Origin of the sequence: Rhizobium alarense (assembly GCF_021555155.1) — a bacterium.
In the GTDB taxonomy this organism is placed as follows: domain Bacteria; phylum Pseudomonadota; class Alphaproteobacteria; order Rhizobiales; family Rhizobiaceae; genus Rhizobium_D; species Rhizobium_D alarense.
In genome coordinates this window covers 1-12,444 of sequence record NZ_JAKGBU010000057.1, presented here as the reverse complement: position 1 = coordinate 12,444, position 12,444 = coordinate 1, and the positions used below count along the sequence as shown (strand labels likewise).

Here is a 12,444-nt window from a genome sequence, read left to right as displayed (position 1 = left end):
CACTGGTTTTCCACCCCGCGCAGCCGGCAGTCCGCCGTGCCGGCGGCGACGGGCACCGCCCGCGACATGAAATCGATCGAACGCAGACAAGGAACGCGCTGATGGCAGCCAAAAAGTCCGCAAAGAAGAGCTTGAGTCTGGCACCGGTGCTCGATCTCAACGAGGCCGGCGCCCTGCACGCCAAGCTTCTGGAGCTGAAGGGAAGCAATCTCAACATCGATGCCTCCAGCGTCGAGCGCGTCGGCACGCTGTGCGCGCAGGTGCTGATGGCGGCCGCCAGGACGTGGGAGCGGGACAACCTCGCCTTCACTTTCGCGAAGGCGTCCGACCCCTTCATGAAGACCATGCAGCTTATCGGCGTGAACATAGATCACTTGCTGGCAAAGGAGATTCAGCAATGAAGAAAAAAGTACTTACCGTGGATGATTCACGGACGATCCGGAACATGCTTCTGGTGACGCTCAACAATGCCGGATTCGAGACGATCCAGGCGGAAGACGGCGTCGAGGGCCTTGAGGTCCTGGAGCAGGCCAACCCGGATGTCATCGTCACCGACATCAACATGCCGCGTCTCGACGGCTTCGGCTTCATCGAGGGCGTGCGCCGCAACGAGAAGTATCGTGCCGTGCCGATCCTCGTCCTGACGACCGAAAGCGACGCGGAAAAGAAGAACCGTGCCCGCCAGGCAGGCGCGACCGGCTGGATCGTCAAGCCGTTCGACCCGACCAAGCTGATCGATGCAATCGAGCGCGTAACCGCCTAATCGAGGGTTCCTCCCGATGGATATGAACGAAATCAAAGAGATCTTTTTCCAGGAATGCGAGGAGCAGCTCGCGGAACTGGAATCCGGTCTTCTTAAGCTGAACGACGGAGATCGCGATCCGGAGACGGTGAATGCTGTCTTCCGCGCGGTGCATTCGATCAAGGGCGGCGCCGGCGCCTTCGGTCTCGATGATCTCGTTTCATTCGCCCACGTCTTCGAGACGACGCTCGATTGCGTCCGCTCCAACAAGCTGGAACCCAACCAGGACGTCCTGAAGGTGATGCTGAAGTCGGCGGACGTGCTCGCCGACCTCACCAATGCCGCCCGCGACGGCGGCGGCGTCGACGAGGCCCGCAGCAAGGCACTCATCCGCGAGCTCGAGGCGCTGGCCAATGGCGAGATGCCGGCTGCCTCGTCGGAAGCGCCCGTCGCCAGGCCTGCGGCGCCTGCTCCGAAGGCCGCGGCGCCGGCTCCGGTCGCCCCGCCGGCGGTCAACGACGAAGGCTTCCAGCCCATCCCGTTCTCGTTCGACGAGTTTCCGGAGGAAAAGCCGGTCGAGCCCTATGTGCCGAACTGCGAGGTCCAGTTCAAGCCGAAGAAGGATCTCTACGCCAAGGGCAATGACGCGACGCTCCTGCTGCGCGATCTCTCCCGCCTCGGCGAGATGAGCATTCACTGCGACATGGACGACCTGCCGCCGCTCGAGCAGATGAATCCGGAAGACGCCTACTTCTCCTGGAAGATCTCGATCAAAACGGATCGCGGCGAGGACGGGGTCCGCTCCGTGTTCGAATTCGCTGAATGGGATTGCGACCTCGACATCCGGACGATCGAGGATGAAGTCGAAGCGGTGGCAGAGGACGACGAGCGGCCGATGCAGCCCGTTCCCTTCGATCTTTCCATCCTCGACGAGCCGTCCGAGGACTCTGCGTCGGACGACGACTCCCTGGCAAGCAACGGGGGCGACGTCACGGCTGCGGTCGAAGCCGCAGCGACGGCGAGCAATGTTCTCCAGATGGCAAGCGGCGCCGGCCGCGCCAGAGAAGCAGCGAAGTCCGAGGGTCGCGCCCCGGCCGCAGCGCCCGCAGCCTCCCAGGCGGCGGCGTCCGCCGCTGCAGCCGCCGCAGCGCCCACCATCCGTGTCGATCTCGATCGCGTCGACCGCCTGATCAACCTCGTCGGCGAACTCGTCATCAACCAGGCGATGCTGTCGCAGAGCGTCATCGAAAACGATTCGAACGGGGTCTCCTCTATCAACATGGGTCTCGAGGAGCTGCAGCAGCTCACCCGCGAGATCCAGGATTCGGTGATGGCGATCCGCGCTCAGCCGGTCAAGCCGGTCTTCCAGCGCATGTCGCGCATCGTGCGTGAAATCGCCGACGCCACGGGCAAGTCCGTCCGCCTTGTCACCGAGGGCGAGAACACGGAAGTCGACAAGACGGTCATCGACAAGCTCGCCGAACCGCTGACGCACATGATCCGCAACGCGGTCGACCATGGCCTCGAGCCGCCGGAGAAGCGCGAGGCGCTCGGAAAGAACCCGGAAGGCACCGTCCGCCTGACGGCGAAGCATCGATCCGGCCGCATCGTCATTGAACTTGCCGACGACGGCGCCGGCATCAACCGCGAGAAGGTCCGCCAAAAGGCGATCGACAACGACCTGATCGCTGCCGATGCGAACCTGTCGGACGAGGAGATCGACAACCTCATCTTCCACGCTGGCTTCTCGACCGCCGACAAGATCTCCGACATTTCCGGTCGCGGCGTCGGCATGGACGTTGTCAAGCGTTCGATCCAGGCGCTCGGCGGCCGCATCTCGATCTCGTCGAAGCCCGGCCAGGGCTCGGTCTTCACCATGAGCCTGCCGCTGACGCTCGCCGTGCTCGACGGCATGGTCGTCACCGTCGCCGGCCAGACCCTGGTCGTGCCGCTGACGGCGATCGTCGAGACGCTCCAGCCGGAAGCCGCCGCGATCCACTCGTTCGGCGCGACGCAGCGCCTGATCTCGATCCGCAACTCCTTCTGCCCGCTCGTCGATGTCGGCCGTATCCTGAACTTCCGCTCCACGCAGGCCAATCCGGTCGATGGCGTTGCCCTTCTGGTGGAATCCGAAGGCGGCGGCCAGCGCGCGCTGATGGTCGATGCGATCCAGGGCCAGAGGCAGGTCGTGATCAAGAGCCTCGAAGCCAACTACACCCACGTGCCGGGTATCGCCGCCGCCACCATTCTCGGCGACGGCCGTGTCGCACTCATTCTCGATGTCGATGCGGTCGTGGCCGCGTCGCGTGGACAGTCCCTCAAACAAGAAACGTCGTTAGCAGCGGTCGGGTAAGGAAATGACGTACGCCGTAAAGAATCTGACGCAGGGCCGGGAGCTGATCGCTTTCCGGATTACTGACCAGGAATTCTGCGTGAACATCATGTCGGTGCGCGAAATCCGTGGCTGGACCCCCGCCACGCCGATGCCGCACGCCCCTGACTACGTGCTCGGCGTCATCAATCTGCGCGGCGCCGTACTGCCGATCATCGACCTGTCACTGCGTCTCGGCATGAAGCCGGCGGAGCCGACCGTCCGCCACGTCATCATCGTTGCGCAGGTGAACATGAAGGTGGTCGGACTGCTCGTCGATGCGGTCTCCGATATCCTGACGGTGACGGACGACAACATACAGCCGACGCCGGACATCGCCGACGCAAACGAAAAGAACTACGCCCGCGGCATTCTTGCGATCGACAAGCGCATGATCTGCCTGATCGAACTCGACTCCCTGTTCCCGCATACCGAAAGTGAAGCCGCATGATGCCGTCCAAGGCCATTGACCCGAGATTGTCGCCGGACGAGTGCCTGGCGAGCGGCGAATATCCGCTCACCCGCCGGGACCTCTCCGAGATCGCCGCGATGATCTATGCGGATGCCGGCATCTATCTGAACGAAACGAAGGCGTCGCTCGTCTATTCGCGGCTGTCGAAGCACATCCGAAACCTGGGCCTCAGGGGATTCCGGGACTACTGCGACCTCGTTTCGTCGCCGGCGGGCGCCGCTGCGCGCAAGGAGATGCTGTCGCATCTGACGACGAACTTCACGCGATTCTTCCGCGAAAACCATCATTTCGACCATCTGAAGACGGACGTTCTGCCCGACCTGATCAACCGGGTCAGGAACGGCGGGCGGGCACGCATCTGGTCGGCGGCCTGCTCCGATGGCCAGGAACCCTATTCGATCGCGCTCACCGTGCTGTCGCTGATGCCGAACATTGCCGACTACGATTTCCGCATCCTGGCGACAGACATCGACCCGAAGATCCTGTCGATCGCGCGGGCCGGCGCCTATGACGCCGGCGCACTCGAAACGGTCAGCCCGGCGATGCGCAAGCAGTTCTTCCGGGAGGTGGACGCCGACGGCCGCCAGAAGTGGCAGATCGACGACCGTGTGAAACGGCTTGTCACGTTCAACGAACTGAACCTGATGGCGCAATGGCCGTTCAAGGGACCGTTCGACGTCATCTTCTGCCGCAACGTCGTCATCTATTTCGACGAGCCGACCCAGATGAAGATCTGGTCGCGCTTCGCCGGCATGCTCGCGCCGCAGGGGCACCTTTATATCGGCCATTCGGAGCGCGTCTCCGGTGAGGCAAAGGGCCAGTTCGACAATATCGGCGTGACGACGTACCGTTATACGGGCAAGAACCACGGGAGGCACGCATGACGTCCCCCGCGCGCGTTCTCGTTGTCGATGACTCCCCGACCATGCGCGGCCTGATTTCGGCGGTGCTGAGCGCCGATCCCGATGTCAGTGTCGTCGGCCAGGCCGGCGATGCCCTGGAGGCGCGCAATGCCATCAAGCAGCTCAATCCCGATGTCGTGACCCTCGACATCGAGATGCCGAACATGAACGGCCTCGAGTTCCTCGACAAGATCATGAAGCTCCGTCCGATGCCGGTGATCATGGTCTCGACGCTAACCCACCGCGGCGCGGAGGCCTCGCTGATGGCGCTCGAGATCGGCGCCTTCGATTGCGTCGGCAAGCCGCAGCCGGGCGACATCCGTCCGTTCGGCGACCTGGCGGAGAAGGTGAAGGCCGCCGCCCGTTCACAGCACCGCTTCGCCGGCGCCGCGCCGCGGAGCGCTGCGTCGATGTCGCCGCAGACGCCCGTGGCGGCCAATGCGAACGCGGCTGCCCAGTATCGCGCCGGCCGCAAGATCGTGGCGATCGGCGCCTCGACGGGCGGTGTCGAGGCCCTGATCGCGGTCCTCCAGAAGTTCCCGGTCAACTGCCCGCCGACGGTGATCACGCAGCACATGCCGCCGACCTTCACCAAGAGCTTCGCGGAACGTCTCCACCGCATCTGCGCGCCCGCCGTGCAGGAGGCAACGGATGGCGCGCGGCTGGAAATCGGCCGGATCTATCTGGCGCCGGGCGGCGACCGCCACCTTCAGGTGGTCAACGCATCCGCGCCCTGCTGCCGTCTGCTCGAGCGCGAGCCGGTCAACGGTCATCGGCCGTCCGTCGACGTGCTCTTCGATTCGGTTGCCGAACTGGCCGGCCGCAACGCCGTGGGCGTCATCCTGACCGGAATGGGTCGGGACGGCGCCGCCGGCCTGCTCAAGATGCGTCATGCAGGGGCGCGGACCATTGGCCAGAATGAAAAAACCTGCGTCGTATATGGAATGCCGAGGGTGGCTTTCGAACTGGGTGCCGTAGAGCAGCAGTTTCCACTCTCCTCCATCGGGGAGGAAGTCTTGAAGATCACTGCGGCCCGTAGAGAAGGGAGCGAATAATGTCTATCGCTGAAAAAATCAAAGTTCTTATCGTTGACGATCAGGTGACAAGCCGCCTGCTGCTGGGAGATGCCCTGCAACAGCTCGGCTTCAAGCAGATCACCGCCGCCGGTGATGGTGAGCAGGGCATGAAGATCATGGCCCAGCAGCCTCACCATCTCGTCATCTCGGATTTCAACATGCCCAAGATGGACGGCCTCGGCTTCCTTCAGGCAGTGCGAGCCAATCCGACGACGAAAAAGGCGGCCTTCATCATCCTGACGGCCCAGGGCGACCGGGCATTGGTGCAGAAGGCCGCGGCGCTCGGCGCCAACAACGTCCTTGCCAAGCCGTTCACCATTGAAAAAATGAAAGCGGCTATCGAAGCCGTGTTCGGGGCACTGAAATGAACGTTGAGATCGGATCGCGTCGCGTTCACGTCATTCAGGGAGAGTTCAAGGTGGTCAACGACCCGACCGTGGTCTTGACAACCATCCTCGGCTCCTGTGTGGCCGCCTGCATGCGCGATCCCGTGATCGGTGTCGGCGGCATAAATCACTTCCTGCTGCCGGGTTCGGCGGAGGCGATGGCCGGGGGGGGCGATGCAACCCGCTACGGCGTGCATCTGATGGAACTGCTGATCAACGGCCTTCTGAAACAGGGCGCGCGGCGCGACCGGCTGGAGGCGAAGATCTTCGGGGGCGCCAAGACGATTGCGCGCTTCTCGAATGTCGGCGAGCAGAACGCGAAGTTCGCCCGGCAGTTCCTGATGGACGAGGGCATTCAGATCGTCGGCGAGAGCACCGGGGGCGAGCACGGGCGCAAGCTCGAATACTGGCCGTCGACGGGACGGGCCCGGCAATATGCACTGACAGGTGTCGAGACGCAGAAGACGGTGGCAATGGAGCAGCGCCCCGCGCCTGCGCCGAAGCCCGCCGAAACGTCCATCGAGTTTTTCTAACGAGGGCGGGCGGCCGCGTCGCGGTTGCCGCTCCCGCAAACACTGTCCGACGGGGCTGGGCCCGACCGGACCAACGAGCAAGGGTGAGGGTGCCATGCAGCCTGAGTATTTGAGTGGAGCATCGGTCATGGAAGAAGCCCTTCCTGAGGTGTTGATGCGGATCGTTTCGGAACTTCATGACGTGGCCTATCTGATCGAGCGCATCGAGCCGCAACTGTCCAACGTGCACGGCGAGGTGCTCCTCGACGCAAACGACCGGATGTTGGTGCTTCAGGGAATCGATCTGGCGGTCCAGAAGACGCGCGGCCTTGCCGAGTTCATCGACACGATCACCGCAAGCATTCCGGAAGACTGGATCGTCGACGTGACGACGGCCCTCAATCTCGTCAAGCTCGCCGATATGCAGCGGGCGCTCAGCAACGGCATGCTGCGCCACGGTCATTCGCAGCCGCTCACCAAGGTCGTGGGTGACTTCGAGGCCTTCTGACGGCCACAGCAGGCTTTTCGGCTGTTCTCGCGCGGCGCCTTCGGGCGCCGTTGTCGTTTCGTTCGTCGCATCTGCCAAACGCTTCGCGCAAGTTTCGCCGATTAGTGTGGAACCAGGGTCAGGTGGATCCTCGTAATTCTTGGGGCGTGACGCGACCGGTAGCTGCGGTTCGGTCCAGGCATTTTGAATCAGCGCATGATGGGCGTCCGGAGCAGCCGCTCGCCGTCTGTGCCAGTCCGTGCGGGAACAGAATGAATCTGTTGGAACAGCTGAAGAGTATCTTCAACAACCTGGCGTCGCTGGGTCACGCAAAGCTGGCAATGCTGGCCGGCGCCGCCATCGTCACGATCGGCATGGTTCTCGGCGCGGCCTTCTACGTCAACAAGCCCGCCTATGAGACCCTTTATGTCGGCCTCGAGTCGACCGATCTCAACCAGATCAGCATCGCGTTGGCGGAGGCCAACATCGATTTCGTCGCCGGAAGCGACGGCGCGAGCCTGCAGGTGCCCGTCGGCCAGACGGGCAAGGCGCGTCTCTATCTTGCCGAACGCGGACTGCCGAGCAGTTCCAATTCAGGCTACGAACTCTTCGACAAGGTCGGCTCCCTCGGTCTCACCTCCTTCATGCAGGAGGTGACGCGCGTTCGGGCCCTCGAGGGCGAAATCGCCCGCACGATCCAGCAGATCAGCGGCATCGCCGCCGCACGCGTCCACATCGTCATGCCGGATCGCGGCAACTTCCGTCAGGCCGAACAGTCGCCGACCGCATCCGTCATGATCCGGGCCGGCGCGAGCGTCGGTCGCAAGGCGGCTCCCTCGATCCGCCACCTGGTCGCCGCCTCGGTGCCGGGGCTCGAGGTGGACGACGTCACCATTCTCGATTCGGCCGGCCAGTTGCTCGCCTCCGGAGACGAATCGGAAAACAGCACGTTGAATCGCGCCCTCAACATCGTGCAGTCGGTGCAGGGCGAGGTTGAGGGCAACATCGAGAAGGCGCTCGCGCCCTTCCTCGGCATGGAGAACTTCCGGGCGAGCGTCATGGCCTCGCTCAACACCGATTCGCAGCAGACCCAGGAGACCTTTTTCGATCCGGAATCCCGTGTCGAACGGTCGGTTCGCGTCACGCGAGAGAACCAGAAGTCCAGCCAGCAGCAGGGACAGAAGGCCGCCACCGTCGAGCAGAACATCCCGCAGGGTGGTCCGCAGGGAGAATCCGGTCCGGAGTCCAGCGACGAATCGGACAAGAAGGAAGAGCAGACGAACTACGAGATCAACAGCAAGACCGTTGCAACCGTCCGCAACAGCTACAAGATCGAGAAGCTTTCCGTCGCCGTCGTCGTCAACCGCGGCCGCGTCGCCGCGATGGTCGGCGAGCCGGCGGATCAGGCCAAGATCGATGCCTATCTCGCCGATATGCAGAAGATCGTCACCTCGGCCGCGGGCCTCAACCCGGACCGTGGCGACGTCGTTACGCTGACCGCCATGGAATTTCTCGACAGCCAGCTTCTGGAAGACGCGGTACCCGGCCCCGGCGTCATGGAAGTGCTGACACGCAATCTGGGCAGCATCATCAATGGGCTCGCCTTCATCGCCGTCGCCTTCCTGGTGGTCTGGTTCGGCTTCCGCCCGGCAGTGCGTGCGGTCGGCGGCACGGGCAGCGGTGCTACGGCGCTCGAAAGCGACGCGGCGGGCCTGGAATTGCCCGACTTCTCGCCGGCCGTCGGCGGCGCCGGCGGAGCGGCACTCATGGACGGCTTCGGCGCGGACTTCGGTTTCGACAGCACCGACGACCTTCTCAATGCCGGCGACGACGGCGATGGCGCCTTCAACCGCCGTGTCAAGGAAGGCCCGGAACGCAGGCTCGCCCGCATGGTCGAGATCAGCGAAGAGCGCGCCGCAAAGATCCTTCGCAAATGGGCTGTCGACCAGGCCGCCTAATCCGCAGCGCATCTCGTCGGAATTGTCCACAGCAGCTCCCGCCGAAAGGCGGGATTTGCATTGGTACCGTCAGAAGACCCCTAGATTTTAGGAATGGGTTCAATATGGTTAAGGCACCGGTCCGAAAGCCCGCCCGATGCCGTCCGACGGTCGGGACCGTCGCGACCGGGATTGCGTCTCGTGGCGGATAGCTGCGATCCGGAGACGGGAATGATGCCTTTCCGGACGAGCCCGACACGCATGACGCGGGTTGGCGTTTTCGACATACCGAGGGCTTGGAGATGGATCTGGTTCTTGCCGGCCTCGGGCCGTTGTCACGCTTCGCCGGGCGGCAGAAGACGACGGTCTGTTCGATCCTCAATCGCTACCGCGAGGAAATCGGCTGCCGGCACCTCGCCCATGTCTTCCTGCAGAAGAGCCCCGGGCACGAGGAGACCTATATCTCCGTCACCTATCCCGGGCGGTGGCTGCTCAATTATGCCATTCGCAATTATTTCAGCGTGGACCCGGTGATCCGCGACGACGAGCGCGCCGACCCAGTCCGCATCCTCAATCATCTGCGCGATTCGTCGGGGTCGGTCCGGGCAATGCTTGCCGATGCGGAGGCTTTCGGCATCGGCCGCAGCTTCATCGACGTCCAGGTCATGCCCCATTCGGAATATCGCGGTACGGTGATGTTCGCCTTCGACATCGGCCTCGACAGGATCGAGGCCTTCGTGGCGCATGAACGGTGCCGGCTGATAGAGACGGCGCGCCGTGTCCATCTCGAGACGCTGCGCGCCCGCTGCCTCATGCCCGACTATGCGCAGGAATGCGAACTGACGGCCGACGAGACGCGCTGCGTCGCGCTGATCGCCGAAGGCGGGGCTTATGCGGATATTGCTGCGCAGTTGAACTGGAGCGAGCATCGCGTCGTGCTGACGGTCAAGCAGGTCTGCGATAAACTCGGCAGCACGAACCCGCTTCACATGGTGACCCAGTGCATCGCCCATGGACTGCTGGGCGAAGCGGGCGTCGAGATCACGTCCCGAAACGCTCCTTTATCCACGCGAGTTTTTCCACCGAAGCCGCACTGACCTCCCAGGCGACGCAGAGGATCGGCGGGGCGTTCCCCATGTCCCGCCGCCCGATGGTTTCGCAGGCGATGCCGAACGATTTCGTCAGGCGTACGATATTGTCTTCACAGACGGCGACATGGCGATGGATCCCGTTTTGCAGGCCGAGTTCCAGCGAGGCATTGGAAAGTTCGATCGCCGTGCGGTTGACGCCGCTCATGACCCGGATGTCCCGTTCCTGCGGCCGGATGGCAAAACGCGTCGTTTCGGCAATCGCCGGAGAGAGCAACGCCGCCGGATCCGGGATCATATCGGCAAAGCATTCCCAGGTAAGATTTGGCCCTGCCATGCTCATCTGACGCAGCCCGCCCACCACCTCGCCTGTCTCGTTCAAGGAAAGGATATAGGTGCAGGGCATGAAGTCGTAACGGTCGTATTCCAAGTCGCCGTCGACCTGGACGTCCCAGCCGAGCGTGTCGTGAAATACGATCTTGCGAATGCGGAAATAGGTTTCTATCTGCCGTTTGTGTCTCGCGCGATTTTCCGGCGTTATGACGAGAATCATTCCAGCCCCCCGAATGGTCGGGCAGACTTTCTGCTTGTACGGTTAATGAACGGTTAAGGTGCAGTTTAATTTTTATGCACGGAAAGATGGTTGTTGCGCCGGACCGTTCCGGCTTCTGCTGCGGGGGCGCATGACAATTCTCGCGCCCACTGTGACTCGAAAAGCACGCAATCGACGGTCGGGCGACTTCTGGCGTCAGCCGAAAAACGACGGAGTTGTTAAAAAAAAGCAAAAATCATGGACGGTTGGAAAAGTCGCATAAATGCCGTGATCCCGAGAATTCAATTATAAATTGAATTAAATGTGACGCTTCCGGCGCGAATCCATTGTTTTTCCTAAAAGCCGTTGTTGATCAATGGTTTAAAAAACAGGGCCCATATTGCAGAGGTTGTCGGCATAGTCCGGCGTGCGTGTCTCGAATCGATTCACGGATGCGACCAAAAGTAAATCCCGAAATGCAGACAGTAGTTTTTTGGTCTGGTCGTTGTACACTTTAGTTACTGATTCGTTTGGAGATTCCTGCCGATGCGGCTTGGTCGGCTGAGGTGATCGGATGTTGTCCGGCGCCAAGGCGAGCAGGGGGTGAGGTCTCTCCGTGCGGAATCGGCACAGGGGGCTTAATCATGGACACGATCCGGTCGGATATCGCGGCCCGGGAAGCTTATGGCTTCCCCGTCGCAACTGGTGAGCGTACGAGTGCGCGTGAACTGTTGGTTCAGGATCTCGGACGCTGCGCGGACCGCGCCAGCCTCTCCGCCGGTCTCAAGGCGCTGACCCACTATGTCAGCGCATCGCATTTCCTCCTCGTCAGGCACGACCTTTCGTTTGACACGGACAGTGATTGCGTGGTCGCGTCGGACTGGCCGTTCGACCTGGTGCGCAAGATGGCGCCGGTTGCGACCGGCGGACAGAACCGGATGAGCGAACTGGAGAAGTGCCTCGGCCTGTTTCAGCCGGCTTTCGCCCATATCGACGACACATACGACGTGCCGGCCGGTCTCAGCCGCGAATATTGTGTGGTCGCGTTCAATGTCGGGCGCGTGCGCATGTCGCTGCTTCTTCTCTTCCAGGAGCATTTCATCCTGTCGCAGAGCAAGCTTCGGGACGTCGGGCTGATGACCGGCTATTTCGCCAGCGTCTGCTGCGAGGCGGTTGTTCGAGCCGAGCGCGACCTGGACCTCACCGATCGCGAGGTCGAATGCCTCTACTGGATCGCAGAAGGTAAGACGAGCGACGAGATCGCCGTGATCCTCGGAATCTCGAAGAACACCATCAACAACTATATCACCAGCGTGATGCGCAAGACGGCGACGAAGACCCGCTCAGAGGCCATCGCCTGGGCCGTGCGCAACGGGCTGGTGTGAAGGAGGCGACCATGGACATCCGCCTGCCGAAAGCTACGGGAAGCGGGGCGGAGATCAGGCTCTCTCGCCCGGTTCGCCGGACGACGGATTTCGTCCAGGCGCTGCAAGTCATGCAAAAGATGGTCGGCGCCCGTCATTTCGCCGTCCTGAGGGTGAGCGGCAACGGCATGCCGGCGAGCCGCAAGCTGGTCTGCGTGCTGAGCAACTGGGCTGCACAGACGGAAACCAGCGCGGTCGAGCTGCTGCGCTGCCATGGCGCGACGATGATGGAACATCTCGAGCGGTCGATGCTGCCGCTGTTCTGGGATGGCGCGGGCGACGGCCTGGCGGCGGACGGCGTCATGCGCCCGTTCACCTCCAAGATGGAATCGGGCGGCATGTCGTCCTCGGGCATTGCCTTTCCGGTACGGCTGGGCTCGGCCGGCAACGGCTATGTCGTCTTCACCGGCAGTTTCATTGATCTCAGCAGCGAGATCGTCATCGATACCCATATGCGCTGCTGCCAGATGATGATCGACATGCTCGTTGCCGACGAGCGCAAGGCGGCACCTGCC

General features: G+C 62.6%; 14 protein-coding genes. 13 read left to right on the top strand and 1 reads right to left on the bottom strand.

Features of this window, described 5'->3' with window-relative positions; genetic code table 11:
• Positions 1-101 precede the first annotated feature (101 nt).
• The 11 genes from LXM94_RS17385 (at position 102) to LXM94_RS17335 (ending at position 9,982) form a co-directional block, all read left to right on the top strand.
• Positions 102-401: an STAS domain-containing protein gene (locus LXM94_RS17385; protein ID WP_235772737.1), complete on the top strand. Its 300-nt coding sequence runs from the start codon at positions 102-104 to the stop codon at positions 399-401.
• Positions 398-763: a chemotaxis response regulator CheY1 gene (gene cheY1, locus LXM94_RS17380; protein WP_235772736.1), complete on the top strand. Its 366-nt coding sequence runs from the start codon at positions 398-400 to the stop codon at positions 761-763. The genes LXM94_RS17385 and cheY1 overlap by 4 nt, the downstream gene beginning before the upstream one ends.
• 16 nt (positions 764-779) lie before the next feature.
• The gene (locus LXM94_RS17375; protein ID WP_235772735.1) at positions 780-3,095 is read left to right on the top strand and encodes a chemotaxis protein CheA; all 2,316 of its coding nucleotides are present in this window, start codon (positions 780-782) and stop codon (positions 3,093-3,095) included.
• 4 nt (positions 3,096-3,099) lie between these two features.
• Positions 3,100-3,564: a chemotaxis protein CheW gene (locus tag LXM94_RS17370; protein WP_235772734.1), complete on the top strand. Its 465-nt coding sequence runs from the start codon at positions 3,100-3,102 to the stop codon at positions 3,562-3,564.
• The gene (locus tag LXM94_RS17365; RefSeq protein WP_235772733.1) at positions 3,561-4,469 is read left to right on the top strand and encodes a protein-glutamate O-methyltransferase; all 909 of its coding nucleotides are present in this window, start codon (positions 3,561-3,563) and stop codon (positions 4,467-4,469) included. The genes LXM94_RS17370 and LXM94_RS17365 overlap by 4 nt, the downstream gene beginning before the upstream one ends.
• Entirely contained in the window at positions 4,466-5,542 is a 1,077-nt protein-coding gene (cheB, locus tag LXM94_RS17360; protein WP_235772732.1) for a protein-glutamate O-methylesterase CheB, read from the top strand. The genes LXM94_RS17365 and cheB overlap by 4 nt, the downstream gene beginning before the upstream one ends.
• Entirely contained in the window at positions 5,542-5,931 is a 390-nt protein-coding gene (locus LXM94_RS17355; RefSeq protein WP_235772731.1) for a response regulator, read from the top strand. Before cheB ends, LXM94_RS17355 begins: the two co-directional genes overlap by 1 nt.
• A complete protein-coding gene (gene cheD, locus LXM94_RS17350) occupies positions 5,928-6,482 on the top strand; it encodes a chemoreceptor glutamine deamidase CheD (RefSeq protein WP_235772730.1) in 555 nt (184 codons plus the stop codon). The genes LXM94_RS17355 and cheD overlap by 4 nt, the downstream gene beginning before the upstream one ends.
• Before the next feature lie 94 nt (positions 6,483-6,576).
• Complete coding sequence (gene cheT / locus LXM94_RS17345) at positions 6,577-6,969, top strand: chemotaxis protein CheT (protein WP_235772729.1); 393 nt, start codon at positions 6,577-6,579, stop codon at positions 6,967-6,969.
• A gap of 251 nt (positions 6,970-7,220) precedes the next feature.
• Complete coding sequence (fliF, locus tag LXM94_RS17340; protein ID WP_235772728.1) at positions 7,221-8,906, top strand: flagellar basal-body MS-ring/collar protein FliF; 1,686 nt, start codon at positions 7,221-7,223, stop codon at positions 8,904-8,906.
• Positions 8,907-9,187: 281 nt separating this feature from the next.
• Positions 9,188-9,982, top strand: coding sequence for a helix-turn-helix transcriptional regulator (locus tag LXM94_RS17335; protein ID WP_235772727.1), 795 nt, complete (start codon positions 9,188-9,190; stop codon positions 9,980-9,982).
• Here LXM94_RS17335 and LXM94_RS17330 read toward each other — a convergent pair.
• Positions 9,927-10,526: an acyl-homoserine-lactone synthase gene (locus tag LXM94_RS17330; protein WP_235772726.1), complete on the bottom strand. Its 600-nt coding sequence runs from the start codon at positions 10,524-10,526 to the stop codon at positions 9,927-9,929. The genes LXM94_RS17335 and LXM94_RS17330 overlap by 56 nt on opposite strands.
• A 623-nt stretch (positions 10,527-11,149) precedes the next feature.
• Here LXM94_RS17330 and visN point away from each other — a divergent pair.
• Entirely contained in the window at positions 11,150-11,890 is a 741-nt protein-coding gene (visN, locus tag LXM94_RS17325) for a transcriptional regulator VisN (RefSeq protein WP_235772725.1), read from the top strand.
• Positions 11,891-11,901: 11 nt separating this feature from the next.
• On the top strand, positions 11,902-12,444 hold a 543-nt coding region (locus LXM94_RS17320; protein ID WP_235772724.1), incomplete at its 3' end, for an autoinducer binding domain-containing protein.

What these genes read in the sequence shown, in the direction of transcription:
- LXM94_RS17385 (WP_235772737.1), top strand. Translation starts at nt 102, where the DNA reads ATGGCAGCCAAAAAGTCCGCAAAGAAGAGCTTGAGTCTGGCACCGGTG.
- cheY1 (WP_235772736.1), top strand. Translation starts at nt 398, where the DNA reads ATGAAGAAAAAAGTACTTACCGTGGATGATTCACGGACGATCCGGAAC.
- LXM94_RS17375 (WP_235772735.1), top strand. Translation starts at nt 780, where the DNA reads ATGGATATGAACGAAATCAAAGAGATCTTTTTCCAGGAATGCGAGGAG.
- LXM94_RS17370 (WP_235772734.1), top strand. Translation starts at nt 3,100, where the DNA reads ATGACGTACGCCGTAAAGAATCTGACGCAGGGCCGGGAGCTGATCGCT.
- LXM94_RS17365 (WP_235772733.1), top strand. Translation starts at nt 3,561, where the DNA reads ATGATGCCGTCCAAGGCCATTGACCCGAGATTGTCGCCGGACGAGTGC.
- cheB (WP_235772732.1), top strand. Translation starts at nt 4,466, where the DNA reads ATGACGTCCCCCGCGCGCGTTCTCGTTGTCGATGACTCCCCGACCATG.
- LXM94_RS17355 (WP_235772731.1), top strand. Translation starts at nt 5,542, where the DNA reads ATGTCTATCGCTGAAAAAATCAAAGTTCTTATCGTTGACGATCAGGTG.
- cheD (WP_235772730.1), top strand. Translation starts at nt 5,928, where the DNA reads ATGAACGTTGAGATCGGATCGCGTCGCGTTCACGTCATTCAGGGAGAG.
- cheT (WP_235772729.1), top strand. Translation starts at nt 6,577, where the DNA reads ATGCAGCCTGAGTATTTGAGTGGAGCATCGGTCATGGAAGAAGCCCTT.
- fliF (WP_235772728.1), top strand. Translation starts at nt 7,221, where the DNA reads ATGAATCTGTTGGAACAGCTGAAGAGTATCTTCAACAACCTGGCGTCG.
- LXM94_RS17335 (WP_235772727.1), top strand. Translation starts at nt 9,188, where the DNA reads ATGGATCTGGTTCTTGCCGGCCTCGGGCCGTTGTCACGCTTCGCCGGG.
- LXM94_RS17330 (WP_235772726.1), bottom strand. Translation starts at nt 10,526, where the DNA reads ATGATTCTCGTCATAACGCCGGAAAATCGCGCGAGACACAAACGGCAG.
- visN (WP_235772725.1), top strand. Translation starts at nt 11,150, where the DNA reads ATGGACACGATCCGGTCGGATATCGCGGCCCGGGAAGCTTATGGCTTC.